Origin of the sequence: Streptomyces sp. CB02959, from assembly GCF_002803155.1 — a bacterium.
In the GTDB taxonomy this organism is placed as follows: Bacteria; Actinomycetota; Actinomycetes; order Streptomycetales; family Streptomycetaceae; genus Streptomyces.
In genome coordinates this window covers 35,598-60,232 of record NZ_NNBP01000028.1, presented here as the reverse complement: position 1 = coordinate 60,232, position 24,635 = coordinate 35,598, and the positions used below count along the sequence as shown (strand labels likewise).

The following is a 24,635-nucleotide window of genomic DNA, read 5'->3' as shown; positions in this document are numbered from 1 at the left end:
GTGGGCTTATCGTGGGAACGAGACGACGGACGGCGGAGTGGAATGACGGACGGCACCGACGAGGGCACCGCGCGCGGGCTCTCCACCCGCGACGAGGCGCTGCTCGCCGTCGAACGCCGCTCCTGGACCGGCCCCGGCGCCAAGGAACGCGCCATCCGCGAACAGCTCGGCATCTCCCCGACCCGCTACTACCAACTCCTCAACGCACTCCTCGACGACCCCCGCGCCCTCGCGCACGACCCGGTGACCGTCAACCGACTGCGCCGCGTACGGGACGCGCGGCGGGCGCGCCGCTGAGCCGCCCCGGCCCGCCCGCCCGGGGCCCGCGCCCCCTGGCCCGCACCCCCGCCGCCCCGCGGCGCGCCGACCCGCCCGGCACCCCGCCGCCGTCCCCGGACGACGGCGCCGCGCGCCACCCCGCCGTTCCGATGCGCCCGTACACCCGGCGTGCGCCCACGTCCCGCCGGTAGGGTCGGCGTCATGGGCACCCCGAACGCCGCGCCATCTCCCGAACCGGCACCGGACCCCGTGCCGGCGCCGCCCGCCGTCCCGACTCCGGACACCCCCGCCGGCCGCGAGGGCCTCGCCGCCCTGCTGGCCCACCCCGAACGCGCCGTCGTCGCCCTCGACTTCGACGGCACGCTCGCCGACATCGTCCCCGACCCGGCCAAGGCCCGCGCCCACCCCGGCGCCCGCGCCGCCCTCGCCCGCCTCGCCCCGCACCTGCGCGCACTCGCGGTGATCACCGGCCGCCCGGCCGGCGTCGCGGTCCGCCTCGGCGGCCTCGACACCCTGCCGGTTCTGCCCCACCTCGTCGTCCTCGGCCACTACGGCGCCGAGCGCTGGGACGCCGCCACCGGCGCCCTGCACGCGCCCGCCCCGCACCCGGGCATCGCCGCCGTACAGGCCGAACTCCCCGGCGTACTGGACCGCTCCGGGGTCTGGCACGGCACCTGGGTCGAGACCGCCATCGAGCGCAAGGGCGGCCGCGCCATCGCCGTGCACACCCGCCGCGCCGCCGACCCGCAGCGCGCCTTCGACCGGCTGCGGGAACCGCTCACCGCACTCGCCGAACGCCACGGCCTGATCGTCGAACCGGGCCGGCTGGTGCTGGAGCTGCGCCCGCCCGGTATGGACAAGGGCGTCGCGCTCGCCGAGTGGGTCGAGGAGACCGGGGCCGCCACCGTCCTCTACGCCGGCGACGACCTCGGCGACCTGGCCGCCTTCGCCGCCGTCGAGAAGCTGCGCTCCGACGGGACCGGCGGCGTCCTGGTGTGCAGCGGCAGCAGCGAGGTCACCGAACTCGCCGACCGCGCCGACCTGGTCGTCGACGGCCCGACGGGCGTGGTGGCCCTGCTCGACGCCCTCGCCGACCGGATCGAGCACCCGCCGGCGGCGGGGGGCGACGCCCCGGGCGGGACCGGGGACAGCGGGACCGGGGACGGCCCGGCTACTCCTTGAGGCCCAGCGAGGGCAGTGCCGTCGTCCAGTCGTACGCGATGGCCTGCTGCGCCTTCGCCAGGTCGGCCTTGCCGGAGCAGATGGCGGCCTTGAGCTTGTTCTCCACGCCGTCCTTGGGGTTGTTGGGCCCGGCGCCCGGCTTGTGCCCCGGGGACGGCGGCTCGACCCAGAGGTTGCGCGGATCGTTGGGGTCGCCGCCCAGCTGGAGGCTGATGAGGTGGTCGTACTCGGCGTCGTGCAGCGGGCCGGTGTAGCCGTACGACTTGGCGTTGGCGGTCTTCTCCCGGCCGGTGATGCTCACCGGCGGCCGGATGCCCTTGGTGTACCCGCTCTGGCAGATCGTGGTCTTCAGCGTCTGCGGGGTGACCTTGGGGTTGGTGGCCCCGGGGGTGCACTTGGGGTCGGGCAGCGGCTGCTTGTCCGCGGTGTAGTGGACGTGGCAGGAGCCGGGGGCGGGCTGCTGCTGCACCGTGTACGCCGACTGCGGGCCGGGGCCGACCGGTATCGACCCGGACGGCGCGGAGGCGGACACCGAACCGGACGGTGACGCAGCGCCCTTGGGGTCGGCGCCGCCCTTCCCCGACGAACAGCCGGCGACCGTGGTAGCCAGAACGGTGACGGCCGCAACCGCGGCCCACCGTGCGGAATGTGACCGTGCGCTGATTGGCATGGAAAAGGACTACCCCACTCCGGGCCGCCGCAGCCGCGGGACCGCGGCGCGGGGGTGCACCGGGGAGCACCGAAGGGGCGGACGGGGGGCGGACGGGGCCGGTCCGGCGGACCCGAGGGCCGGTCCGCCGGACCAGGACCGGACGGGCCCTAGCGCCCCCGTCGGAACCGCTCGCCGACCTCGCCCTGGTCGGTCTCCCACCACGGCCGCGTCAACTCCGGCTCCGGAGCCGCCGCCGGTGCCGCCGCCGAACGTGCCGGTGCCGCCGGTGCCGCCGACTGCGCCGGTGCCGCGGCGGCCACCGCCATCTCCCGGTCCAGCCGGTCGTCCAGCGCCCGCGTCCGCCGCCGCTCGTCCCGCACCCACTCCGCGAACACCGCGATCAGGAACGGCAGTCCGACCAGCTCGGCGATGGTCAGCATCAGCCCGCCGCCGATCATCTGGTCCTGCTGGAGGCTCGGATCCCACGGCTGGTGCCGAGACGCGTACCAACCGCCCGCGATCAGCGTCCCGCTGGTCATCACCACGATCCCCGGCACCGCGTCCACCAGTCCGTCCAGCAGGACCAGCAGCGCCCGCACCGGATGGCTGCACCACGACGGCAGCAGCTCCTCCCGGGTGAGCATCGGCAGCACGAAGAGACTGCCGACGACCAGCAGTTGCAGATACATCAGCTCGTGCAGCGGACCGTGCCGCAGCGCCGTCGGAAAGTACGGCGTGAAGTAGATCGCCAGCTCGGAGGAGAGCACCAGCACCGTACTGACCAGCGGGAACGTCAGGAAGCGGACGACCCGGCCGGAGACCGCCGCGCGCAACCGACGGGCCGCCCACCGCTCCTGCGGCAGCGCCTTGAGCGCCAGCGCCAGCGGGTCGCCCAGCGCCAGCCCCAGCGGCGCGATCAGGTCCAGCACGATGTTCTGCACCGCGGCCGGCCAGAACAGCTCGTGGTCGTAGACCGCCAGGCCCGACATCGTCGCCACCGCGATCGCCCCCAGCCCCAGGCCGGCGAACGCCACCACCCGGGCCACCGGCCAGCGCTCCCCGCGCCGCGCCAGCCGCACCACACCCCAGGCGTAGAGGCCGCCCAGGACGAGGATCAGGACCAGGGCGTACGGGTCGAGCCGCCAGCTGTCGAGCAGCCGCCCGGCGGTCAGCTCCGGCAGACCCGACGCGACCGTCGTCGATGCAAGCGTTGTCACTGTCACGGCCCACCACGCTAGCCCCGCCCGCTGACGATCTACCGGCGGGGCACCCCCCACGCCCTCACGGAGCGGCAGGACCCCCCGCCGCGCCCGCGGCCGGTCACTCGCCCAGGGCCCGCAGCTGCTCCAGGAACCACCGCGCCGGCGGCAGCGCGGTCGCCGCCGCGGCCAGCCGGGCGGTGCGGGCGGCCCGCTCGTCGGCCGGCATGGTCAGCGCGGTGTGCAGCGCCTCGGCGGTCTGCCCGACGTCGTAGGGATTGACCGTCAGCGCGTCGGCGCCGAGCTCCTCCCACGCCCCGGCCTCCCGCGAGAGGACCAGCGCGCACCCCGCGTCGGAGACCACCGGCACCTCCTTCGCGACGAGGTTCATCCCGTCCCGGATCGGGTTGACCAGCGCCACGTCGGCCAGCCGGTACGCGGCCAGCGACCGCGCGAAGTCGTCCTCGACGTGCAGCAGGACCGGCTGCCAGGCGGCCGTCCCGTACTCCGCGTTGATCTCCTCGGCGAGCCTGCCGACCTGCGCGGTGTAGTCGCGGTAGACGGGCAGGTCCTGCCGCGAGGGGTAGGCGAACGCCAGGTGCACCACCCGCTCGCGCCACTCCGGCCGGTCGGCCAGCAGCCGCCGGAACGCCAGCAGCCCGCGCACGATGTTCTTGGACAGCTCCGTCCGGTCCACCCGGACGACGGTCTTCCGGCCGGTGCCGCCGATCTGCTCGCGCAGCGCCGCCATCCGCTCCTCGACGTCCGGCCGCCGCGACCGCTCCCGCAGGAACTCCGCGTCCGCCCCCAGCCCGTGGACCCCGATCCGGGTCCGGCGCGCCGTGTGGTCCGGCGGCACGGCGACCACACTGGGCGCCTCGTGCCGCGGCCAGTGCGCCGTGCAGTCCGGCCCCAGCGCCCGCTCGCAGCACGCCGCGAACGCCCGCGCCCACCGCTGGGTCAGGAAGTTCGCCCGGTCGGCGCCGAGGATGCCCAGCACCAGCTGCCGCTGGATGTCGTCGGGCAGCATCGCGAAGTACTCCGGCGGCGCCCACGGGGTGTGCGAGAAGTGCGCGATCCGTACGTCCGGCCGCACCTCGCGCAGCATCCCCGGCACCAGCGCCAGGTGGTAGTCCTGCACCAGCACCGCCGCACCGGGGCTCGCGGAGTCCGCCAGCGCGCTGGCGAACGCCGCGTTGTACGCCTCGTAGGCCGCCCACTGGCCCCGGAAGTCCGCGTCGAAGACCGGCTCCAGCGGCGTCTGGTACAGCATGTGGTGGACGAACCACAGCACGGAGTTGGCGACGCCGTTGTAGGCCGCGGCGTGCACATCCGCCGGGATGTCCAGCATCCGGACGCGCTGTCCGCCGGTGTCCGCGGTGTCCAGCAGGCCACCGGTCCGCCGCACCGCCTCCCGGTCCCCGTCACCGAGCGCCGCACACACCCACACCGCGTCCGTCTCGGGCCCGATCGCCGAGAGCCCGGACACCAGCCCCCCGCCGCCGCGCCTGGCGGTCAGCTCACCGCCCGCTGTCCGGACATACGAAACCGGCCCGCGGTTGGACGCGACGAGGACCTCGGCACCTGGCTGGACCGCACTGCGCTCGGAGACCATGTCGCGACATTAACCCGCAGGGGATCCGCGCAAACGTACGATCGCCCCTCAGGCCGCCCGCCGTTCCGCGTACTCCGGTATTCCGGCCATCGGCGGCCGCTCCTCGGTGTCCACCGCCGTCGTCCGCGGCACGAAGCCGTTCTCCCCGCGGTCGAACTGGGTCAGCCGGGGCCGCACCAAGTGGCCGCGTGCCAGCCGGAGTTGGGCGGTGCGGTAGATCGCGGCGGCCATCCGGCCGAGCGCCTGGCCGCCCTGGTGGCGGTGCTTGCGCACCCCCACGTCCACCTGGGCCAGCGCGTCCAGCCCGACCGTGTGCAGGGCGTCCACCAGCAGCCCCAGCTCCACCCCGTAACCGACCGGGAACGGCAGCCGCTCCAGCAGCGAGCGGCGGGCCGCGTACTCCCCGCCCAGCGGCTGCACGAACCCGGCCAGCTGCGGCCAGTGGAGGTTGAGCAGCGGCCGGGCGACCAGCTCGGTGACCCTGCCGCCCTGCTCGCCCCCGGCCGCGGGCGCCGAGCCCGCCCCGGTCTCCAGCGGCCGGTCGTACATCGCCTTGACGAAGTGGACCTCCGGGTCGGTCAGCAGCGGCCCGACGATCCCCGAGACGAAGGTGGACGAGAACTCCCGCAGGTCCGCGTCGACGAAACAGACGATGTCGCCGCTGGTCACCAGCAGGGAGCGCCACAGCACCTCGCCCTTGCCGGGCAGCGCCGGAAGCCGGGGCAGCACGCTGTCCCGGTGGACGACCCGGGCGCCGGCCGCCGCGGCGACCTCCGCGGTGCGGTCGGTGGAGCCCGAGTCCAGCACCACCAGCTCGTCGACCAGCGGCACCTCCTCGGTCATGAGGTCGGCGCGGATCGCCGCGACGATCGCGCCGACCGTCGCCTCCTCGTCGAGCGCGGGCAGCACCACGCTGACCGTCCGGCCCGTCTGGCGCTTGGCCTCCACCAACCGCTCCAGCGGGCGGTCCGCGGCCGACCAGGAGCGGCCGGCCAGCCAGCGCTCCACTTCTTCCAGCACGTCTACGACTCTCCTCGGTGGCCCCCGAACGGAAGCCCGTTATGTGATCCATCTCGCGGACCGGACGACTATCTCAACGGCGAGTGCCTTCGGTTACAGTCTTGAACAACGCGGATGCCCCTCGCATGTCGGGGTCGCCGCGCAACAAACGCCTGGGCTCCGTCCCAGCGCCATACCGCTCATCCAGAGGGGCAGAGGGATACGGCCCGTTGAAGCCCCGGCAACCCTCCAGTCGGTCTCCGCCGCACGCCAGCACAGTGCGCGCGAGGCTCCCGGCTAGGGAAGGTGCCAAATCCGTCTCACGGCGAGATGCGTCGTGAGGAAGATGAGGAGAAAGGGCCTCGCCTCCATGGCTGTGCAAGTCACCGAATCCGCTCCCGCCGTCCCCCTCGGCCCCGCCGTCGCGCTGTCCTGCCGCGAATGCGGGCAGCGCTTTCCGCTCGGCCCGATCTTCGCGTGCCAGGAGTGTTTCGGCCCGCTGGAAGTCGCCTACGAACTCCCCGACGGCGACCCCGAGGAACTGAAGAAGCGGATCGAGGCCGGTCCCGCCAACATCTGGCGCTACGCCCCGCTGCTGCCCGTCCCCGCCGACGTGGCCGACAAGCCCAACCTCAACCCCGGTTTCACCAAGCTCGTCAAGGCCGACCGGCTCGCCGCCGAGCTCGGCGTCACCGGCGCCCTGTACGTCAAGGACGACTCCGGCAACCCCACCCACTCCTTCAAGGACCGGGTCGTCGCGATCGCCGTCGAGGCCGCCCGCGCCTTCGGCTTCACCACCCTGTCCTGCTCCTCGACCGGCAACCTCGCCGGTGCGGTCGGCGCCGCGGCGCGCCGCGCGGGCTTCAAGTCCTGCGTCTTCATCCCGCACGACCTGGAGCCCGGCAAGGTCGTGATGGCCGCGGTCTACGGCGGCGACCTGGTCGCCATCGAGGGCAACTACGACGACGTGAACCGCTTCTGCTCCGAGCTCATCGGCGACCCGCTGGGCGAGGGCTGGGGCTTCGTCAACGTCAACCTCCGCCCCTACTACGGCGAGGGCTCCAAGACGCTGGCGTACGAGATCTGCGAGCAGCTCGGCTGGCAGCTGCCGGACCAGCTCGTCATCCCGATCGCGTCCGGCTCCCAGCTCACCAAGATCGACAAGGGGCTGAAGGAGCTGATCGCCCTCGGCCTGGTCGAGGACAAGCCGTACAAGATCTTCGGCGCCCAGGCCGAGGGCTGCTCCCCGGTGTCCGCGGCCTTCAAGGCCGGACACGAGGTCGTCAAGCCGCAGAAGCCGAACACCATCGCCAAGTCGCTGGCGATCGGCAACCCGGCGGACGGCCCGTACGTGCTCGACATCGCGCGCCGCACCGGCGGTGCGGTCGAGGACGTCACCGACCCGCAGATCGTGGACGCGATCAAGCTGCTGGCCCGTACGGAGGGAATCTTCGCGGAGACCGCGGGCGGCGTGACCGTCGGAGTGACCAGGAAGCTCATCGAGAACGGCATCCTGGACCCGTCGCTGACCACCGTCGTGCTGAACACCGGTGACGGCCTGAAGACCCTCGACGCCGTCGCCTCCGGGCCCACCGCCACCATCCGGCCCGACCTGGACGCGTTCCGCGCGGCCGGCCTGGCCGACTGAGCCGGTCCCCCGCCCCGATCCCGCACCCGTACTTCCCGGAAGGCAGAACCATGAGCGTCAAGGTCCGCATCCCCACCATCCTGCGCACGTACACCGGCGGCGAGGCCGAGGTGGCCGCCGAGGGCGCGACCCTCTCCGAGGTCATCGCCGACCTGGAGAAGAACCACCAGGGCATCGCGGCCCGAGTGCTCGACGACGCGGGCAAGCTGCGCCGCTTCGTGAACGTCTACGTCAACGACGACGACGTCCGCTTCGAGCAGGGCCTGCAGACGCCGACCCCGGACGGTGCGGGCGTCTCGATCATTCCTGCGGTGGCGGGCGGCTGCTGACCCCGCGGCCGGCGCCGGTGCTCCCGCCGTTCCGGGCATTGAACGCGCCGATCGAATTTGCGCCAACTCTTTGCCGGTAGTGACCGGAAATTGCCCCGTCCGTACGAAACGGACGGGGCAATTCCGTGTTGTGAAAGGGGATACCATTGGGGTGATCCCCCTCCGGTTATCTCCGCGTGCATGCCGAACGCATATGAGATCGCGGTGACTTGTGCGCAAGTTGTGTGCGCGTTTTGTCGTTTGCGCGGCTTATTCCTGGCCCGACTTGGCCTGAGATAAAGGGATTTGAGCGCATACGGCCGATTCTCCGGCGCCAGAATTCTCGTCCGATTGACCTGTTGCGCTGGGCATTGGTCCGGATACATTCAGCGGCGGTCGACGCGTTCCGGCGCACATCCCACGGACCATTTCCGGTGGGGTGAGGTCTGACCCGGGTCCGCGGAGTGCGGTCCTGCGCAAGGGCCAGTAATAGGGGAGTTAGGCATGGCTCAGGGCACCGTCAAGTGGTTCAACGCGGAGAAGGGGTACGGCTTCATCGCGGTCGACGGTGGTGCGGATGTTTTCGTCCACTACAGCGCGATCCAGATGGACGGGTACCGCACCCTGGAGGAGGGTCAGCGAGTCGAGTTCGAGATCTCGCAGGGCCAGAAGGGACCACAGGCGGACATGGTCCGGGTCACCGCCTGAGGCGGCGGCCGACTGCATCGTTGCAAGAAGGCCCGCATCCCCGAACACGGGGTTGCGGGCCTTCTGTCGTTCCCGGACGTCACAGGTGCCCCGCGGGGATGGTACGCGGGCGCGCGGGCGGAGATAGCTGCCTCGGGGGCGGGGCCAGATCCTCTCGGGGGCGGGGTCCGATCGTCTCGCGGGCGGGGGCCCGACCGTCTCACGGACGAGGGGTCCGGCCGTCAAGCGCTTGCACTCGATGGGTGCGAGTGCTAATCATTGCGTTAGCACTCTCCCCGTGAGAGTGCTGAATGTGGACCGGGTCGGTGAGGCCCGCACGCCAGGTGGGGCAAGGAACCACACGGTATGCAGGCCGTCCGTCGCGGGCGCCAACACGGTCCGGTATTTCCACCCCCAGTCCGGAGGGACCACTTCACATGGCCAAGATCATCGCGTTCGACGAGGAGGCGCGGCGCGGCCTTGAGCGCGGTATGAACCAGCTCGCCGACGCCGTCAAGGTCACCCTCGGCCCCAAGGGCCGCAACGTCGTCCTTGAGAAGAAGTGGGGCGCCCCCACGATCACCAACGATGGTGTTTCCATCGCCAAGGAGATCGAGCTGGAGGACCCGTACGAGAAGATCGGCGCCGAGCTGGTCAAGGAGGTCGCGAAGAAGACGGACGACGTCGCCGGTGACGGCACGACGACCGCGACCGTCCTGGCCCAGGCGCTGGTTCGCGAGGGCCTGCGCAACGTCGCCGCCGGCGCCAACCCGATGGCCCTGAAGCGCGGCATCGAGAAGGCCGTCGAGGCCGTCTCCGGTGCGCTGCTCGACCAGGCCAAGGAGATCGAGACCAAGGAGCAGATCGCCTCCACCGCGTCCATCTCCGCCGCCGACCCGCAGATCGGCGAGCTGATCGCCGAGGCGATGGACAAGGTCGGCAAGGAAGGCGTCATCACCGTCGAGGAGTCCCAGACCTTCGGTCTGGAGCTGGAACTCACCGAGGGCATGCGCTTCGACAAGGGCTACATCTCGGCGTACTTCGCGACCGACATGGAGCGCATGGAGGCGGCGCTCGAGGACCCCTACATCCTCATCGTCAACTCCAAGATCGGCAACGTGAAGGACCTGCTGCCTCTCCTGGAGAAGGTCATGCAGTCCGGCAAGCCGCTGCTGATCATCGCCGAGGACGTCGAGGGCGAGGCCCTGTCGACCCTGGTCGTCAACAAGATCCGCGGCACCTTCAAGTCCGTCGCGGTCAAGGCGCCCGGCTTCGGTGACCGCCGCAAGGCCATGCTCGGCGACATCGCCATCCTCACCGGTGGCACCGTCATCTCCGAGGAGGTCGGCCTCAAGCTGGAGAACGCCGGTCTCGACCTGCTCGGCCGCGCCCGCAAGGTCGTCATCACCAAGGACGAGACCACCATCGTCGACGGTGCCGGCGACAGCGAGCAGGTCCAGGGCCGGGTCAACCAGATCCGCGCCGAGATCGAGAACAGCGACTCGGACTACGACCGCGAGAAGCTCCAGGAGCGCCTCGCGAAGCTGGCCGGCGGCGTGGCCGTCATCAAGGCCGGTGCCGCGACCGAGGTCGAGCTCAAGGAGCGCAAGCACCGCATCGAGGACGCCGTTCGCAACGCGAAGGCGGCCGTCGAGGAGGGCATCGTCGCCGGTGGCGGCGTGGCCCTGCTGCAGGCTTCCTCGGTCTTCGAGAAGCTGGAGCTGGACGGCGACGAGGCCACTGGTGCCGCCGCCGTGAAGCTGGCCCTGGAGGCCCCGCTCAAGCAGATCTCCGTGAACGCCGGCCTTGAGGGTGGCGTCATCGTGGAGAAGGTGCGCAACCTGACTCCGGGTCACGGCCTGAACGCCGCGACCGGCGAGTACGTCGACATGATCGGCGAGGGCATCATCGACCCCGCCAAGGTCACGCGCTCCGCGCTGCAGAACGCCGCCTCCATCGCGGCGCTGTTCCTCACCACCGAGGCCGTCATCGCCGACAAGCCGGAGAAGGCCGCCGCGGCCGCTCCGGGCGGCATGCCGGGCGGTGACATGGACTTCTGATCCACCGCGGCTCCGGCCGCCGGTCGATCAACGTCCGCTCGTTCGCCGGGGCGGTACCCCCTCTCCCAGGGGGTACCGCCCCGGCGGCGTTTTCTCTCCGGGCCCCTCGCCCTATGGGCCTACGGGCCTACGGCCGATGGTCGGGCCCTTGTTGCGGCCGATACCACGGCCCGTGCCACGGCCGGTGTTACGGCAGGCGGTCGAGGAGCCAGCTGGACAGCTCCTCGGTGATCAGGGTGTGCTCCTCGTTCCGCGAGGCCAGGACGAAGTCGTCCAGGGGGCTCTCGTCCGGGGCGAGTTCGTCGATCGGGAGGTACAGGTCGGCGTGGTTGCCCGGCTCCCGAACGGCGACGGCGCTCACCGCCGGGACGAAGCAGTGCGCCCGGACCGGGTTCTCCACGGCGAACCCCAGGATGGGGGCCAGCTTGTCGAGCTCGTCGGCGAGGATGCCGAAGCCGTCGAGAGTGCCGCCGGGGGCGCCGTCGATGTCGGGCAGCCCGCTGGTACGGACCTCGCGGGTCGGGACGGTGACCACCCGGAGCTTGGCCACCAGCTCGTCGTCGCCCTCGGACTGGGTGCGCAACTCCGTCCCGTAGACGGCGTGGCCCTTGCCGACGACCGCCTCGACGCCCGGCCGGATGCCGTTGCCGGAGCCGTCGCCCGGCCCGTTGGAGAGGGCGAGGAGGCGGGGCAGCCGCGGCCAGTTGCCCACCTCCTGGAGCCGGTCGAGGAAGTCGGTGCGCAGCGGGCTGGGGCCCGGTTTGTCCTCCCAGTGGGAGAGGTGGCGCCACAGCAGCTGCTGCGCGGCCGGGCTGTTGATCTGGTCGGAGAAGCGGCTGTCCAACTTCCTGATGTAGTGCGCGAACGCCTGCAGGGAGAGCGGGATCCAGGCGCCGGTGTGCGGGCTGTCCCAGGAGAAGTAGACGGCCGTCTGGTGGTCGATGCCCTCGTCCTCCAGCTTGGCGAGGGCGTAGCGGGTGACCAGGCCGCCCATGCTGAAACCGCCGACGACCAGCCGCTCGCCGCCGAGGCGTTGGGCGAGCGCCCGGTCGATGGCGGCCGTGGCGACCCGGGCGTTGTCGAGGATCGAGGCGCTGCGCTCGTCGTAGCCGACCAGGACGACGTCCCGGCGACGGCGGCGGAGCTCGTCCAGGAGCGGGAATCCGCGCCGGTTGAGGTGCTCCCAGGACAGGTCGAGGTCGCTGGGGCCGGTGTTGAACCCGTCGGCCATCAGGACCGGCCGGACCAGGCCCTGGTGGCCCTCGCCGTAGTAGACCCAGGCGGTGCCGCCGGGCAGCTGCCAGGTCTCGTCGGGGGCGGGGGCCGGAGCGGTGGCGGTCCTGGCACCGGTGGCGAGGAGGACCGGGTCGGCGGCCTTCAGTGCCGCGGCGGCCTGTTCTTCCGTGGTGCTCATGGGCGTTCCTTCCGTGCGGGAGGGGGGAGCCGGTGCGCGCTGGTCACTTCGCGGGCGTGACGACGGAGACCGTGGCGGTGGACGTCTGGCCGCGCCTGTCGGTGACCGTGTAGGTGAACGCGTCGCAGCCGGAGAAGCCGGAGTTGGGCGTGTAGACGACCTTGCCGTCCCGGACGGTGGCGGTGCCGTTGGCGGGGGCGTCCACACCGCTGACGGTCAGGCCGCCGGCCGTGGTGGAGCCGCCGTCGGTGTCGTTGGCGAGGACGTCGATCGTCACCGGGGCACCCGGGCGGGCCTGCGCCGCGTCGTCCCGGGCGACCGGGTTCTGCGCGACACGGGTGCTGCCGTAGTAGGTGAGGATCGCGTACGTGCCGTCGCCGCGGTCCACGAGCTGGAGGCTCTGCGGCTGAGTGCCGTTGAACGGCCGCGCGGTGACCGACGACCCGGCGACGGTGAGCGCCAGACCGGAGTAGGTGTTGCGGATGCCGGTGCTGCCGTCGCCCTGGGCGACGAGGTCGAAACTCTGGTTGGCGTTGCCCGCGTAGGGCTCGACGGAGACCTGACCCGGGCCGCGGACGGTCAGCACGCCCTCGGTGCCCCGGTGCCGCAGACCCCAGCTCCCGTCGCCCTGCCGGACCAGGGTGAAGGACTGCGCACCGGCCCCGTCCTGGTAGGGCGCGGTGCCGACCGAGGAGCCGTCGACGGCGACCGCCGTGCCGGAGATCGCGCCCGGCGAGGAGTCGTTCACCGCACCCGTCGCCATGTGGACGGTCGCGGTGGACCGCTGGCCCAGCTCGTCGGTGACGGTGTAGGCGAAGCTGTCGCAGCCGGTGTGGCCCGGGTCCGGGCTGTAGACGACCTTGCCGTCGCGCAGTTCGGCGGTGCCGTGCTCGGGCTTGGCGACGGCGGTCACGCGCAGGCCGGCGGAGGTGGTGGTGCCCGTCCCCCGGTCGTTGGCGAGGACGTTGACGGTGGTCTCCCTGCCCGGCTCGGCGACCGCCGCGTCGTTCTCCGCCTTCGGCTCCTGCGGCAGCCGGTCGCCGCCGTAGAAGGCGCGGATGCCCCAGCTCCCGTCGCCCTGCTTGACCAGCTGCCAGCTCTGCGGCTGGGTGCCGTTGTAGGTCTGGCCGGTGACGGTCGAGCCGTTCATGTTCAGGACTTTGCCGGAGTAGCTGTTGCGGATGCCCCAGCTGCCGTCGCCCTGCTTGACGAGGTTGAAACTCTGCGGCTGGGTGCCGTTGTAGGTCTGGCCGGTGACGGTCGAGCCGTTCATGTTCAGGACTTTGCCGGAGTAGCTGTTGCGGACGCCCCAACTGCCGTCGCCCTGCTTGACCAGGTGGAAACTCTGCGCCTGCGTACCGGCGTACGCCGCGCCCGTGACCGTGGAGCCGTTCATGGTGAGCACCGTGGGCGTGGCGGCCTGGGCCGCCGGGGCGCCGACGAACACCACCGAGCCGACCACCGCCGCGCAGGCCACCGCCGCGCTGATGCGGCGGCCGCTCTCCCCGTGCCCGTTGCGCCGGTGCGCGGTGCTCTGTGTCTGGACCATTGCTGTGGTTCCTCCCCGCGGGTCAGGTGCCGGGGCGAAGCCGTTGTGGTTCGCATCCGTATCCCGGCGAGGCAATGACAGCGGGTCCGTCACTCTCCGCACCAGGTCGTAAGTGGATAGTCATGATCGCCGCTATACGGAAGCGTGATCGGCGATCGATCGAGAATGATGCATTGCTCACGCGAACGCGTGTTCCCTTGATCAGGAACGCTCGGAAACCGGTCGCCCAGTGATCGTCCGGCGCCCCGACAGAGCCTCAAACCCGATGCCGCAATTGGCTGGATCATGTGATCAAGGGATTGGCTGGGCCTGACGGGTGAAGGCTCGGCGCGCCTCCGACCGGCGCGCCAATGGAGAGGGCTTTGCCAGGGAGAACCTTCGCACTAGGCCCCCGCCCCCACCCGGAACAGGACCCGCCCGTGCCGAACGTCCCGAACCCCACGCGGACCGGTGCCCGCACCGTCTACGAGCCCGTGGTCACCCCCACCACCCGCTACGCAGGCCGAGAGGCGACGGCGGCCTTCCTCTTCGCCGTCGCCGCCCTGCTCTACAACTGGTGGCTGCTGGAATTCCGCCTCCGCACCGGCCTGGACCCCCGCCACTCCTACGTCAGCGAGCTCTACGCCGCCGACCAGCCACTGCGCCACCTCTTCGGCGGCCTGGAGAGCGGCTGCGCACTCCTGGTCATCACCGGCGCCCTCCTGGCACGCAGCACACCCGCCGGCCACGGGCGCTGGGCCCGCACCGGCTGGCTCGCACTGGTCGGCCTCGGCCTCTCCTCACTGGCCGACGTCATCCTCCCCATGACCTGCGCCCCCTCGGTGGAGCCCGGCTGCGTGGCGGTCCATCCCTGGCACACCGCCACCAGCGCCTTCGCCCACTTCTTCCTCTTCGCCTCGATGGCCACCCTCAGCCGCGCCGCCGCCGTACAGCGTCCCCCCATGCCACTGGTCCGCCGCTGGGGCCCGCGCGTCCTGGCCGTGGCCATGCCCGCCGCGATCCTGACCATCGGCCCGCTCATCGGCCACCCCGGCTGGCACGGCATCCCGCAGCGCGCCCACCTGACGCTGGTGGGCGTGTGGTTCGCCCTGCTGGCCTGGGAGTTGGGCCGCTCGGCCCGCCGACGGCGACGCTGGGCCGGCCACTGGGACGGCCCCTGGGAGCGGTACGTGGAAGGACTCAGGCGCGTATGGCGGACCGAACCTGCCGGGCGCGGGAACGGACCCGGTCCGGAGCGAGGCGGTCCGGAGCGAGGCGGTCCGGAGCGAAGCGGGGCGGAGCTGGACGGTCCGGAGCGAGGCGGTCAGGAGACGGCCGGTCCGGGGTAGGTCGGTCCGGGGCAGGTCGGGCAGGGGAAGGCCGGTCCGGAGCTAGGTGGGTCGGAGTAAGCCGGGCGGGGGTGAGTTGGGTGGGGGTGGGTTGGGTCGGAGTGGGGTGGTTCGGGGTGGGTGGGGCTGGATGGGGGGGGTTGGGGGCGGTGGTCTTGGTGGGGCGGGTGGGGCTGGTGGTGGTGTTGGTCGCGGTGGTCCCGTTGGGTTGGCCGGTCTCGGCGGTCTCGGCGGTCGCGCCGGTTTCGCTCCGGCAGTCGCGGCAGATGCCGCCGGGGAGTGCCGCCGGGCGTCCCGGCGCGCGGCAGACGGTGCACTCCATGATGCGGAGCGGTGTGGTGGGTGCGGCGGCCGGCGTGGCGGGCGTGGTTGCCGGTGCGGTGGGGGCCTGGGTGATGACGACGGGCGGCAACTTGGCCGTCAGCCGGGACAGGACGAACCGGGCCGGGTGATGGACGGGGGTGGGGAGCCCGGCCGTCAACGTGGCCAGGACTTGGTCCGGTGAAGCGCCCCTGGCCAGCCATTCCGCGACGTACGGCGCCAGCGAGGTGCAGTCGGCCGCCGAGAGCGTCAGGCGGGGTTCGGCCCGGCCGAGGCCCGCGAGAAGCGCGTAGGCGGGGTTGTGCGGGCGGAGGGGGCGGGGTCCGCTGGTTGGTGCTCGTCTGGTTCGGCCTGCGGCACGTTCCCGGCGGGTAAGGCCGCCCACCAGGAGTCGTCCCGCGCCGTACGGGAGAAGTAGGTCCGGGTCACCCACTGCGGGCTGCCGCCGCTGCCGATGAACGTCTCGGTGAACCGCCGCAGGTGACCGGCGTCCGACAACCGGCGCAGGGCGGTGCGGAGGGCGCACTGCCCGTAGTCCGGCAGCACCTTGGCCAACGTCTTCACCGAGACGTCGGCCCCTTCGGGGAGCCGGTCGAGGTATGCGGCGATGGACGCCTCGCGGCGGGGGAAGTGATCGAAGTCGGTGGCGCGGCGGGGGTGTTGGTCCGGGGCGCCGCGTTTGCCGAAACCTGGTTTGGCGAGGGGGTGGGGGGCTGCGTATGCGGCCGTGGGAAGGCTAGAGTTTTCGTCAGCCACGAGATCGGTTTCCTCTTGCATCGATCTTGATGGTGAGACCCCGGCGAGGTGTTGGCGCACCTGCCGGGGTTGTTTTGTTGCTGCGCGCGCCAGACGGGTGGGACGCCGCGTGGCAAGCCCGCTACGGAACGTCATCTGACCTGGTGTGAGCGGGAGTTGGGGCGCGGGGGAGGGTGGGGGGGACTGACCCGTCCGCCCGTTCCTTGGAAAGAGGGCTCGGATTACGAGGCTTGAGCCCCGGGGGCGGTCCGGGGCTGCGGGGGCGGCCGGAGTTGGGTGGCTCACCTTGATGCCGTCGATGAACGTGGACCATGCCGCCGCCCGAAACACGAGCGCCGGGCCGCGCGGATCCTTGGAGCCGCGAACGGGGGCGACGACGGCGTGGTCGTCGGAGACTTCCAGGCGGTTGTCCGACTCCGTCGTATCAGCGAACGGACCCGGACCCCGGGGTGGCTGCTTACCCGATTCCTTCGAGGGCGGTGTTCCGGGGGTCCGGGTCCGTTCGCCGGGGGGTGTCGGGGGGTGTCGGGGGTGCCGCGTCGGCTTCGCCTTTCCGTACGGTGTGCGGTGCCTCGGGGGTCGTGTTCAGGTCCGCGCGTTGCTGCTTGCTGAGGCCGAAGAGGTAGGTGGCGGCGAAGCCGACCGCGTAGCCGATGAGGAGGCCGAGGGCGTAGACGGTGATCGTCGTGGCGAGTGGGTGGTTGCCCTTGACCAGGGGGAAGAGGGCCCAGCCGGAGGGTCCGATGGCGGTGGAGCCGACGGCGTCGCCGAGTTGGTTGAACAGGCCGACGAAGCCCCCGCCGAATGCGCCGCCGACGCAGGCGGTGACGAAGGGGCGGCCGAGGGGGAGGGAGACACCGTAGATCAGGGGCTCCCCGACGCCCAGGAAGCCCGCGGGGAGGGCGGAACGGATCGTCGTGCGGATCGCGCGGTTGCGAGGGAGGCGGAGGTAGACGGCGAGGGCGGCGCCCACCTGGCCCGCGCCGGCCATGGCGAGGATCGGGAGGAGGGTCGTATAGCCCTGCTGCTGGATCAGGGTGGTGTGGATGGGGATGAGGGCCTGGTGGAGGCCCAGCATGACGAGGGGAAGGAAGAGGCCGCCGAGGAGGAAGCCGGCGAGGGCGCCGCCGTTGGCGAGCAGCCAGTCGGCGGTGGTGCCGATGGCGGTGGAGACCTCACCGGCGACGTACATCAGGCCGAAGACGGTGACCAGGCCGGTCAGCAGAACGGTGAGGGTGGGCGTGAGGAGGACGTCCAGGGCCTCGGGGATGCGTCTGCGGAGCTGCTTCTCCAACTGGGCGGCGAGGAGGGCGGCAGCGAGGGCCCCGAGGACGCCGCCCTGGCCGGGGGCGAGCTTCTGGCCGAAGGCGGTGACGTTGGCGATGCCGGGGAAGACGATCACCGCGGCGACCGCGCCGCCGAGGACGGGGGTGCCGCCGAATTCCTTCGCGGTGTTGTAGCCGACGAAGACCGCGATCAGGGACATGAAGCCGGAGGCGATGGCGGTCAGGGCGGGCACCAGGGCGGGGAGCCAACCGGCGTTGGTGAGCAGGCCGTTGAGGCCGGCGATGATGCCGCAGCCGATCAGGGCGGGGATGAGCGGCACGAAGATGTTGGCGATGCGGCGGAGGAAGAGTTTGACGGGGGTGGCGTTGCGGGCCTTCTGGCGGGCCTTGAGGGCTGCGCCTTGGGCGGCGAGGTCGACGGCGGTGGCTGTGGCGGTGGGGGTGGCGTCTGCGGTGGTGGGGGAGGCGGCGGCTGTCGGGGTGAGGGTGTTTGTGGGGGTGGCGTTGTGTGGGCGGGGGTGCTGGGGGGTGGTTTTTGTGGGGGCCGCTGGGGCGCCGCTTCCTTCCTTTTTACGGCAATGATTACTGAGAGTGAATTGTTCCTGCTGAGTGTCACCGAAGGTGGCGGTTTCGGCTGCCAGGCGTTCGAACTCCGGGGTGACGCGGGCGACCGTGCCGGGACCCAGGACGATCTGGTAGGTGTCGTCCTCCACCACGCCCAAGACGGCGGGCAGTGCCTTGAGGGCGTCGTCCTGGACGAGGGTGCGGTCCTGGATGCCCAGGCGGAGGCGGGTCATGCAGTGGGCGACGGAGGTGACGTTGTCGGCGCCGCCGACGAGGGGGAGGAGCGCGGCGGCGATGGCGCGGTTCTTGTCTTCGGTCATGTGTGGCGCCTTGCTGTCGGATGACTGACGGTAAGTCAGTTCGGGTGGGCGTGACCGGTGGCGGACTGGAGGGCGGCGCGGAGATGGCCCTTGGAGGCGTTGAGGAGGCGGGCGGCTTCGTGGCCGTCGACGCCGCCGAGCAGGACGAGGATGGCGTTCTTCACCTCGCCGTCGGTCTCGGTGAGGGCGGCCTCGATCTCCGGGTCGGAGGCGCCGGTGGCGAGCGCGACGATGCGGCGCGAGCGGGCCCGTAGTTTGTCGTTGGAGGCCCGGACGTCGACCATCAGATTCCCGAAGGTCTTGCCCAGGCGGATCATGGTGATCGTCGAGATCATGTTGAGGACGAGCTTCTGGGCGGTGCCCGCCTTGAGGCGGGTGGAGCCGGTGATCAGCTCGGGGCCGACGACGACCTCGATGCCGTGCTCGGCGGCCGCGGCGAGCGCGGAATCGGCGTTGCAGGACAGGCCGATGGTCAGGGCGCCGATCGTTCGGGCGTGCTCGACCGCGCCGACGGCGTACGGCGTGCGGCCGGAGGCGGAGATTCCGACGACGACGTCGCGGTCGGCGACGGCGAGCGCGGTCAGGTCGGCGGCCGCCAGCTCCTTGCTGTCCTCGGCGCCCTCGACGGCGGTGACCATCGCGGACGGGCCGCCCGCGATCAGGCCGCGGACCTCGGAGGGGTCGGTGTTGAAGGTCGGCGGGCACTCGCTGGCGTCCAGGACGCCGAGGCGGCCGGCCGTACCGGCGCCGGCGTAGATCAGGCGGCCGCCGCGGGCCATGCGGGCGGCGGTGGCGTCGATGGCGGCGGCGATCTCGGGGAGGCGCTCGGCGACTGCGGTGGGGACGGTGGTGTCCTCCCCGTTCATCAGGCGGGCGATGTCAAGGGTGGGGCGGCGGTCGATGTCGGCGAGGTCGGGGCGGTACGCCTCGGTGGTGAGGGAGGCCAACTGGGAGCGGAGCGCTGTGTAGTTGGGGTCGGTGGGTGGCATGGGGCGGGCTCCTTGGGGTGCGGGGGCCTTGGGGTGGCGTGGGCTCGGTTGCGGCTGCCGGGCGGGGCGCGCCGCTTTATTTCCGGCTGCCCGCGGGTGGGTGCCGCTGTGCCCACTCGCGCCCCGGCGGCACGACGGCCCGCAACGGGGCGTCGCGGCAGGTGCGGCCGGCCGCGGCGGGGTGTGGCGCGGCCGCCCTCGGCGGGGTCCGGCCGCGGTGTGACGGGATGCCGCGGTGTGGGGTGTGGTCAGTGGCGGGGGTTGTGGCGGTGAGCCAGGGCTTCGTAGGAGGCGGAGAGGGCGGGGGCGGCGGTTTCGTAGGTGCGCTGGGCGACGCCTATGAAGAGGCAGTCGACGACGAGGAGTTGGCTGGTGCGGGAGGACATGGCCGCGGGGCGCAGCTCGCTCTCGCGGGCGGTGGACGTCGTCAGGATGTGGTCGGCGTAGGCGGCGATCTCGCCGTCCGGGCGGCCGGTGATGGCGATCGTCGTCGCGCCGTGGTCGAAGGCGACCCGCAGCGGCTCTATGACGTCCGTCGTCCGGCCGGAATGGGTGATCGCGATGGCCACGTCACGGGCCCGCATCTGCACGGCGTTGGTCACCGCGAGATGCGGGTCGGAGTGGGCATGGGCGATCAGCCCGATGCGCAGCAGCTTCTGGACCAGGTCCTGGGCGACGAGGTTGGAGGCGCCTATTCCGTAGACGTCGATCCGGCGGGCGGAGGCGAGGGCGGCGACGGCCGCTTCCAGCTGGGTGACGTCCAGCGCGGCGGCGGTGTCGGCGAGGCACTGCTGCTCTTCCTGCGCGAGCTTGGCGACGACGTCGATCAGGGAATCGTCGACCGCTATGTCCGCCGTGACGGCGGGCGCGCTGCCGGTCGCCTGCTGTGCGGCGAGCGCGGCGAGGGCGAGGCGCAGGTCGCGGTAGCCCGGGTAGCCGAGCAGGCGGGAGGTGCGCACGACGGTGGCTTCGCTGGTGCCCGTGCGCTCGGCCAGGCCGGTGACGGTGAGGGCGGCGCAGCCGGCCGGATCGCTTGCGACGGTCTCCGCGACCCGCTGCATGGAGCGGGTCATCGTCGGCGCGAGCGTGCGGACCTTGGCGGCCAGTGCCGCGGGGGCCGGTGGCGCCGGAGCCGAGGCCGGCCGGGCGCCGATGAAAGTTTCCTTCACTCCGCTACTCATGGCTGAAAGATATTTTCAGCTCCGGTGACGCGTCAATACCGACCGTGAAGCCTGTGGACGGACCGCCGATGCCACCCGGCCCGCCTGTGGATAACTTCAGCCGCCCGCCCGCCTCGCGCAAGAATGAGGTCATGGAGCTTGAACAGGCATTGCACACCGCGCGAGCACTGGTGCTCGCCGACCTGATGGCGGACGACGTAGCGGACGCCGAGATCGTCTCGCTCGTCGAGGATGCGGTCACGCATCGTCGATGGTGGGTGGAGCAGTGGCCTGAGGGCGCCTCGTTCGTCGCGGGACTGATAGCGCAGGACGTACAGGACGCACTGCTGGAGCGGTACGGCCGCTGGCCGTTGTGCCCGGTGTGCACGGAGTCCGGAGACCCGCACGCGCTCGATGTGGAGCCGGAGTTGGGCCCGGATCCGCACTGGGTGTGCCCGAAGACAGCGGTCGCCGTCGCCCCCGTCGGGCAGCTGCGCGCGCCGGCGGAGGGCTGACGTGACGGTCTACATCGACCCGCCCGACTGGCCAGGGCACGGTCGCATGTGGTCGCACCTCGTGAGTGACGACTCGTTCGAGGAACTGCATCACTTCGCGGCGGCCCTGGGCGCGCCCCGGCGGGCCTTCGAGCGCGACCACTACGACCTGCCGGCCGAGCGCTATGCCGACGCCGTGCGGGCGGGGGCGGTGGAGGTCGGCTCCAAGGAACTGGTGCGCCGCCTCACGGAGGCAGGACTGCGGCGGCCTAAGGGGAGGTGAGGGGCGGGGTGAGGGTGGGGCTGGGGGTGGGCGGGGGGAGGGGGAGGCCCCCCAGGTGGGGTGAGGGTGACCCGGCCAGCAGCCTCCGGCCAGCGCACCCCCCCGGCACGCTCGCAGTGTCACCAGACCAGACCAGACCACGCCCGTCCGTCCGTCGGTGGGCCGGGTGTGTCGGGGCGTGTCGGGGCGGAGGTGCGGCCCGGTTCCCCGCCGCCGACGCTCCGTACGGGTGTCGGTCCGCGGAGCAGGCGCGTGATCAGCCGGTGTTCGTGCGGGCCGGCTGGTTGTCCGTGCGGCCGTCAGGGGCGTTCTGCGGTCTCCGCGGAGAGGAGGGCGGATGCCGAGGTGGATACGTCGTCGGCACCGGTGCTGTGGTCCGTGCCGGAAGCGGCGCCGGGTCCGGGTGCCGAGGACGCGACCACGCGGGAGGGGGCCGAGGCGCGGTGGAGGCGGAAGGCGAGGCCCGTGGTGAGGACGGCGACGGCGGCGAGGGCCGCGCCGGTCCAGGCGACGGACGGGTAGCCCCAGCCGGCGCTGATGGTCAGGCCGCCCAGCCAGGGGCCGAGGGTGTTGCCGATGTTGAAGGCGGCGGTGGTGGTGGCGCCGGCGAGGGTCGGGGCCGCGTTCGCCACGTTGAACATCCGGGCGTTGAGGGCCGGGGCGGTGGTGAAGGCCGTGACGCCGAGCATGAGGGAGAGGGCCACGGCGGCGATCGGGCTGTGCGCGGTCAGCGCGAGGACGGCGAGGACGGCGGTGGAGGCCGATATTCCGCCGAAGAGCGTGCCGAAGAGGTGGGCGTCGGCGATCCGGCCGCCGATGAACGTACCGATCAGCGCGCTGACGCCGAAGAGGGCGAGCACCGTCGGGACCCAGCTCTCGGCGAGTCCGGCGGTGTCGGTCAGGAGCGGGGAGAGGTACGAGAAGAGGGCGAAGACCGCGGCGCCGTTCATGGCGGTGGCGATCAGCGCCAGCCAGACCTGCTTGTCCTTGTAGATGGTCAGCTCGCGGCGGAGCTGGGGGCGGTCCTCGCCGGTGGGCACCTCGGTGTGGGGCACGAGGGCGACGACGCCGATGAGGCCGATCACGGAGAGCCCCGCCACCGCCCAGAAGGCGGCGCGCCAGCCGGCGTGCTGGCCGAGCAGCGCACCGGCGGGGACACCGGCGATGTTGGCGATGCTCAGGCCGCCGACCATGACGGCCATGGCGCGGGCCCGGGCGTTGACCGGGACCAGTGAGACGGCCACGGCCGCGCCCACCGCCCAGAATCCGGCGCAGGCCAGGGCGCTGACCACCCGGGACACGAAGAGGACGGCGTAGGAGGGTGCCAGCGCGCCCGCTACCTGGCCGAGGCCGAAGAGCGCGAGCAGGGTGATGAGGGTGGTGCGGCGGGGGAGGCGGAGCGTCGCGGCGGCCAGTACGGGGGCGCCGACCACCATGCCGATGGCGAACGCGGAGACCAGCAGTCCGGCCTGCGGGATGGAGACCTGGAGATCGCGGGCGAGCGGCTGGAGGATGCCGGAAAGCATGAACTCGCTGGTGCCCAGCGCGAATACGGACAGGCCGAGGACGTAGACGGCGAGGGGGAGGCGGGCGCGGGGAGGGGCGGCGGCTGGTGCTGGCATGACAGGTACCAACCGGGGAATGGGTGCTGGCATTCCCGGTCGGGGGGTGGTGTCCGCCACGCGGAGTCCGTGGCGGGTGCTCGGCCGGCGCAGCCGCAGCGGTCGGCCGGAGGCGGTGCCCGGTGCTCGACCGGCTCGGTCGGAGCGATCAGCCGGAGGCGGTGCCCGGTGCTCGGCCGGCACGGTCGGAGCGGTCGGCCGGCGCTGGGAGCTCGGTCGGCGCGGTTGGAGTGGCCGCAGCGGCCGGTCGGAGCCCGCCGCCGGTTGCTCGGTCGGAGCGATCAGCCGGAGGCGGTGCCCGTGCCGCTCTCCAGGAGGGCGAGTTCGGTCGACAGGTTGTGGCGGGCCGGCCGCTCCCAGCGGTCGTGTCCCTGGGGGGTCGCGAACAGGCGGGGCAGCGCGAGGAGTTGGCGGAGAACGGCGGCGCGACCGGCCCGGAAGTCCGGGTCGGGGACGAAGTCGTACTCGGCGCGGACCGCGGCGGCGTAGGCGGCGTACGCGTCGGGGGAGCCGGCCAGGACGGCCAGGTCGGCGTCGCAGAGGACGGCGCCGTTGTGGTCGTCGGGGGCCGGGTCGTGGGTGACGGTGAGGCGGACGAGGCGGGCGGCCTCGGCCGTGCGGGCGGGGGCGATGCCGAGTTCGGGGAGGGCGCGCTCGGCGAGGGCGGCGCTGCGTTCCTCGTTCTCGGAGCGGTCGGGCCGGTAGACGGCGTCGTGGAACCACGCCGCCAGCTGGACGGCCGGCAAGTCGTCGGCGTACGCGGCGAGTTCGTCGACCCGGTCCAGGACGGTGGTGAGGTGGTCGGTGGTGTGGTAGCGGCGCTGCGGTTCGGCCCAGCGGCGGAGGAGGTTGGCCGCGTACGGGGCGGGGTCGGGGTGCTGCTGGGTGCCGTGGGCCCGGGTGTCGCGGGCCTGGGCCACGGTGGCCGCCCAGCGGGCGGCCAGGTCGGGGCGGGACTCGGTCATGTCGGCCATTGTGCCCGGTCAGGGGGCGGGTTCGTCGCGGCAGGAATAGAGCTCGATCTCGTCCGCGGTGGGTTTGTAGTGGGCTTGCCAGTCGACGTCGGCATCGGTGATGGAGTGGAGCGAGGACTTGAAGTCCTGGTCCCAGTCGCTGGTGGTGACGTAGGCGCGCAGTGCGTCGCGGAGTTTGTAGCAGTCGGCGCGGTGGCCTTTTGCCATGGCGATTCCGTAGCGGTTCGCGGAACCGATGGTGAGTTTGGGGATGACCTTCAGGTTCTTGTGCCGTTCGGTGAATCCATAAAGGATCATCTGGTCGGTGGAGACTGCGCTGGCGTATTTCGTATTGAGGTCGTCGATGCAGCTGGAGGCGTCGGGCGCCTCGTACCACTTGCTGCCGGTGTATTTCTTCAGGGTGTCGACGGAGGTGGTGCCCGTCCAGGTGCAGACGCGTTTGCCGTCGAGGTCGGAGATCTTCTGGATGCTGTGATCGTCCGCGCGGATCATGAAGCCCTGGAGGGTGGAGGCGTACGGGCCGACGAAGTCGAGGTCTTTCATGCGGTCGGCGGTGATGGAGAAGGTCGCGACGACCAGGTCCTTTTTCTTGTTCTTCAGTACGGTGCCGCGGAGTTCCGAGGGGACCGCGCCGAAATCCGGTTCCACGTTGAGTGTTTTGAGTACGTGGTTGGCGACGTCGACGTCGAATCCGAGGGGGTGGTAGTGCTCGATCGAGCTGGTGCCGGGCTGGTCGTCCTTCATACCCACCGCGACCCTGCCGGAGTCGAAGAGGGATTCCGAGGAGCCGCAGGCGGTGGCGGTCGCGGCGAGGGCGGCGAGGACGAGGAGGGGCGCCAGCGTGGTGCGGCGGATCGTCATGGGGTCCCCGTTTCTTCCGTGCGTTGTACTGGACGTGCGTCGGCGCGGTCACCTGCGGTGAGGGGCGCGGCGCGGTCACATGTCG

Annotated in this window: 23 protein-coding genes, 1 pseudogene and 1 riboswitch; of the genes and pseudogenes, 10 read left to right on the top strand and 14 right to left on the bottom strand. The window is 72.0% G+C overall.

Annotated elements, in window-relative coordinates:
- Positions 1-42: 42 nt before the first annotated feature.
- Both CG747_RS35415 and otsB read left to right on the top strand, forming a co-directional pair.
- Positions 43-297 (top strand): DUF3263 domain-containing protein, encoded by a 255-nt coding sequence (locus CG747_RS35415; protein WP_100605996.1) that lies wholly within the window; start codon positions 43-45, stop codon positions 295-297.
- Positions 298-480: 183 nt separating this feature from the next.
- Complete coding sequence (gene otsB, locus CG747_RS35410; protein WP_100605995.1) at positions 481-1,461, top strand: trehalose-phosphatase; 981 nt, start codon at positions 481-483, stop codon at positions 1,459-1,461.
- Here otsB and CG747_RS35405 read toward each other — a convergent pair.
- The 4 genes from CG747_RS35405 to CG747_RS35390 all read right to left on the bottom strand — a co-directional run bounded on the left by CG747_RS35405 (position 1,451) and on the right by CG747_RS35390 (position 5,947).
- Positions 1,451-2,131: a hypothetical protein gene (locus CG747_RS35405; protein WP_100605994.1), complete on the bottom strand. Its 681-nt coding sequence runs from the start codon at positions 2,129-2,131 to the stop codon at positions 1,451-1,453. The genes otsB and CG747_RS35405 overlap by 11 nt on opposite strands.
- Before the next feature lie 149 nt (positions 2,132-2,280).
- Positions 2,281-3,336, bottom strand: a complete 1,056-nt coding sequence (locus CG747_RS35400; protein WP_257980950.1) for a cytochrome c oxidase assembly protein — start codon at positions 3,334-3,336, stop codon at positions 2,281-2,283.
- A 97-nt stretch (positions 3,337-3,433) separates the two neighbouring features.
- On the bottom strand, positions 3,434-4,927 hold the full coding sequence (locus CG747_RS35395; RefSeq protein ID WP_100605992.1) for a trehalose-6-phosphate synthase: 1,494 nt from the start codon (positions 4,925-4,927) through the stop codon (positions 3,434-3,436).
- A gap of 48 nt (positions 4,928-4,975) precedes the next feature.
- A complete protein-coding gene (locus tag CG747_RS35390) occupies positions 4,976-5,947 on the bottom strand; it encodes a glucosyl-3-phosphoglycerate synthase (protein ID WP_100605991.1) in 972 nt (323 codons plus the stop codon).
- A gap of 176 nt (positions 5,948-6,123) precedes the next feature.
- A riboswitch (SAM riboswitch) is annotated at positions 6,124-6,279 on the top strand.
- Between the two features lie 17 nt (positions 6,280-6,296).
- On the opposite strand from CG747_RS35390, the gene thrC reads away from it, so the two are divergent.
- From thrC to groL, 4 genes are all read left to right on the top strand, one after another.
- Entirely contained in the window at positions 6,297-7,574 is a 1,278-nt protein-coding gene (gene thrC, locus CG747_RS35385; RefSeq protein ID WP_180985830.1) for a threonine synthase, read from the top strand.
- A gap of 50 nt (positions 7,575-7,624) precedes the next feature.
- Positions 7,625-7,903 (top strand): MoaD/ThiS family protein, encoded by a 279-nt coding sequence (locus CG747_RS35380; protein WP_100605989.1) that lies wholly within the window; start codon positions 7,625-7,627, stop codon positions 7,901-7,903.
- Positions 7,904-8,386: 483 nt separating this feature from the next.
- Positions 8,387-8,590 (top strand): cold-shock protein, encoded by a 204-nt coding sequence (locus CG747_RS35375; protein ID WP_004986573.1) that lies wholly within the window; start codon positions 8,387-8,389, stop codon positions 8,588-8,590.
- Positions 8,591-9,006: 416 nt separating this feature from the next.
- Positions 9,007-10,629: a chaperonin GroEL gene (gene groL / locus CG747_RS35370; RefSeq protein WP_100605988.1), complete on the top strand. Its 1,623-nt coding sequence runs from the start codon at positions 9,007-9,009 to the stop codon at positions 10,627-10,629.
- Positions 10,630-10,816: 187 nt separating this feature from the next.
- On the opposite strand, the gene CG747_RS35365 is transcribed toward groL, so the two are convergent.
- Positions 10,817-12,043, bottom strand: a complete 1,227-nt coding sequence (locus CG747_RS35365) for a hypothetical protein (protein WP_100605987.1) — start codon at positions 12,041-12,043, stop codon at positions 10,817-10,819.
- 43 nt (positions 12,044-12,086) lie between these two features.
- Entirely contained in the window at positions 12,087-13,592 is a 1,506-nt protein-coding gene (locus CG747_RS35360; RefSeq protein WP_100605986.1) for an Ig-like domain-containing protein, read from the bottom strand.
- Between the two features lie 419 nt (positions 13,593-14,011).
- Here CG747_RS35360 and CG747_RS35355 point away from each other — a divergent pair, with 419 nt between their 5' ends.
- Both CG747_RS35355 and CG747_RS47550 read left to right on the top strand, forming a co-directional pair.
- Complete coding sequence (locus CG747_RS35355) at positions 14,012-14,920, top strand: DUF998 domain-containing protein (RefSeq protein WP_308303829.1); 909 nt, start codon at positions 14,012-14,014, stop codon at positions 14,918-14,920.
- A gap of 167 nt (positions 14,921-15,087) precedes the next feature.
- Positions 15,088-15,372, top strand: a complete 285-nt coding sequence (locus CG747_RS47550) for a hypothetical protein (protein WP_146022203.1) — start codon at positions 15,088-15,090, stop codon at positions 15,370-15,372.
- A 118-nt stretch (positions 15,373-15,490) separates the two neighbouring features.
- On the opposite strand, the gene CG747_RS47545 is transcribed toward CG747_RS47550, so the two are convergent.
- The 5 genes and pseudogenes from CG747_RS47545 to CG747_RS35330 all read right to left on the bottom strand — a co-directional run bounded on the left by CG747_RS47545 (position 15,491) and on the right by CG747_RS35330 (position 20,337).
- Positions 15,491-15,997, bottom strand: a complete 507-nt coding sequence (locus CG747_RS47545) for a hypothetical protein (protein WP_146022202.1) — start codon at positions 15,995-15,997, stop codon at positions 15,491-15,493.
- Between the two features lie 297 nt (positions 15,998-16,294).
- Positions 16,295-16,399, bottom strand: a pseudogene (locus tag CG747_RS51095) (DUF397 domain-containing protein); the annotation flags it as partial.
- A gap of 55 nt (positions 16,400-16,454) precedes the next feature.
- Positions 16,455-18,167 (bottom strand): PTS transporter subunit EIIC, encoded by a 1,713-nt coding sequence (locus tag CG747_RS35340; RefSeq protein WP_100605983.1) that lies wholly within the window; start codon positions 18,165-18,167, stop codon positions 16,455-16,457.
- Between the two features lie 35 nt (positions 18,168-18,202).
- Positions 18,203-19,156, bottom strand: a complete 954-nt coding sequence (murQ, locus tag CG747_RS35335; RefSeq protein WP_100605982.1) for an N-acetylmuramic acid 6-phosphate etherase — start codon at positions 19,154-19,156, stop codon at positions 18,203-18,205.
- A 248-nt stretch (positions 19,157-19,404) separates the two neighbouring features.
- Positions 19,405-20,337 (bottom strand): MurR/RpiR family transcriptional regulator, encoded by a 933-nt coding sequence (locus CG747_RS35330; RefSeq protein WP_100605981.1) that lies wholly within the window; start codon positions 20,335-20,337, stop codon positions 19,405-19,407.
- A gap of 131 nt (positions 20,338-20,468) precedes the next feature.
- Between CG747_RS35330 and CG747_RS35325 the strand changes: the two genes are divergently transcribed.
- Both CG747_RS35325 and CG747_RS35320 read left to right on the top strand, forming a co-directional pair.
- Positions 20,469-20,831, top strand: a complete 363-nt coding sequence (locus CG747_RS35325) for a hypothetical protein (protein ID WP_100605980.1) — start codon at positions 20,469-20,471, stop codon at positions 20,829-20,831.
- 1 nt (position 20,832) lies between these two features.
- The gene (locus CG747_RS35320) at positions 20,833-21,093 is read left to right on the top strand and encodes a DUF4031 domain-containing protein (RefSeq protein WP_100605979.1); all 261 of its coding nucleotides are present in this window, start codon (positions 20,833-20,835) and stop codon (positions 21,091-21,093) included.
- A gap of 299 nt (positions 21,094-21,392) precedes the next feature.
- Here the strand turns inward: CG747_RS35320 and CG747_RS35315 are convergent, their stop codons facing one another.
- The 3 genes from CG747_RS35315 to CG747_RS35305 form a co-directional block, all read right to left on the bottom strand.
- The gene (locus tag CG747_RS35315) at positions 21,393-22,715 is read right to left on the bottom strand and encodes a Cmx/CmrA family chloramphenicol efflux MFS transporter (RefSeq protein WP_100605978.1); all 1,323 of its coding nucleotides are present in this window, start codon (positions 22,713-22,715) and stop codon (positions 21,393-21,395) included.
- A gap of 281 nt (positions 22,716-22,996) precedes the next feature.
- Positions 22,997-23,680: a hypothetical protein gene (locus tag CG747_RS35310; RefSeq protein ID WP_100606123.1), complete on the bottom strand. Its 684-nt coding sequence runs from the start codon at positions 23,678-23,680 to the stop codon at positions 22,997-22,999.
- A gap of 18 nt (positions 23,681-23,698) precedes the next feature.
- A complete protein-coding gene (locus tag CG747_RS35305) occupies positions 23,699-24,550 on the bottom strand; it encodes a transporter substrate-binding domain-containing protein (RefSeq protein ID WP_100605977.1) in 852 nt (283 codons plus the stop codon).
- Positions 24,551-24,635 lie beyond the last annotated feature (85 nt).

Excerpts from the sequence above, each read along its gene's own strand:
- CG747_RS35330 (WP_100605981.1), bottom strand. The coding sequence starts at position 20,337 with ATGAGTAGCGGAGTGAAGGAAACTTTCATCGGCGCCCGGCCGGCCTCG.
- CG747_RS35310 (WP_100606123.1), bottom strand. The coding sequence starts at position 23,680 with ATGACCGAGTCCCGCCCCGACCTGGCCGCCCGCTGGGCGGCCACCGTG.
- murQ (WP_100605982.1), bottom strand. The coding sequence starts at position 19,156 with ATGCCACCCACCGACCCCAACTACACAGCGCTCCGCTCCCAGTTGGCC.
- CG747_RS35395 (WP_100605992.1), bottom strand. The coding sequence starts at position 4,927 with ATGGTCTCCGAGCGCAGTGCGGTCCAGCCAGGTGCCGAGGTCCTCGTC.
- CG747_RS35365 (WP_100605987.1), bottom strand. The coding sequence starts at position 12,043 with ATGAGCACCACGGAAGAACAGGCCGCCGCGGCACTGAAGGCCGCCGAC.
- CG747_RS35380 (WP_100605989.1), top strand. The coding sequence starts at position 7,625 with ATGAGCGTCAAGGTCCGCATCCCCACCATCCTGCGCACGTACACCGGC.
- CG747_RS35415 (WP_100605996.1), top strand. The coding sequence starts at position 43 with ATGACGGACGGCACCGACGAGGGCACCGCGCGCGGGCTCTCCACCCGC.
- thrC (WP_180985830.1), top strand. The coding sequence starts at position 6,297 with ATGGCTGTGCAAGTCACCGAATCCGCTCCCGCCGTCCCCCTCGGCCCC.
- CG747_RS35325 (WP_100605980.1), top strand. The coding sequence starts at position 20,469 with ATGGAGCTTGAACAGGCATTGCACACCGCGCGAGCACTGGTGCTCGCC.
- CG747_RS35360 (WP_100605986.1), bottom strand. The coding sequence starts at position 13,592 with ATGGTCCAGACACAGAGCACCGCGCACCGGCGCAACGGGCACGGGGAG.
- groL (WP_100605988.1), top strand. The coding sequence starts at position 9,007 with ATGGCCAAGATCATCGCGTTCGACGAGGAGGCGCGGCGCGGCCTTGAG.
- CG747_RS35405 (WP_100605994.1), bottom strand. The coding sequence starts at position 2,131 with ATGCCAATCAGCGCACGGTCACATTCCGCACGGTGGGCCGCGGTTGCG.
- CG747_RS35315 (WP_100605978.1), bottom strand. The coding sequence starts at position 22,715 with ATGCCAGCACCAGCCGCCGCCCCTCCCCGCGCCCGCCTCCCCCTCGCC.
- CG747_RS35305 (WP_100605977.1), bottom strand. The coding sequence starts at position 24,550 with ATGACGATCCGCCGCACCACGCTGGCGCCCCTCCTCGTCCTCGCCGCC.
- otsB (WP_100605995.1), top strand. The coding sequence starts at position 481 with ATGGGCACCCCGAACGCCGCGCCATCTCCCGAACCGGCACCGGACCCC.
- CG747_RS35375 (WP_004986573.1), top strand. The coding sequence starts at position 8,387 with ATGGCTCAGGGCACCGTCAAGTGGTTCAACGCGGAGAAGGGGTACGGC.
- CG747_RS35340 (WP_100605983.1), bottom strand. The coding sequence starts at position 18,167 with ATGACCGAAGACAAGAACCGCGCCATCGCCGCCGCGCTCCTCCCCCTC.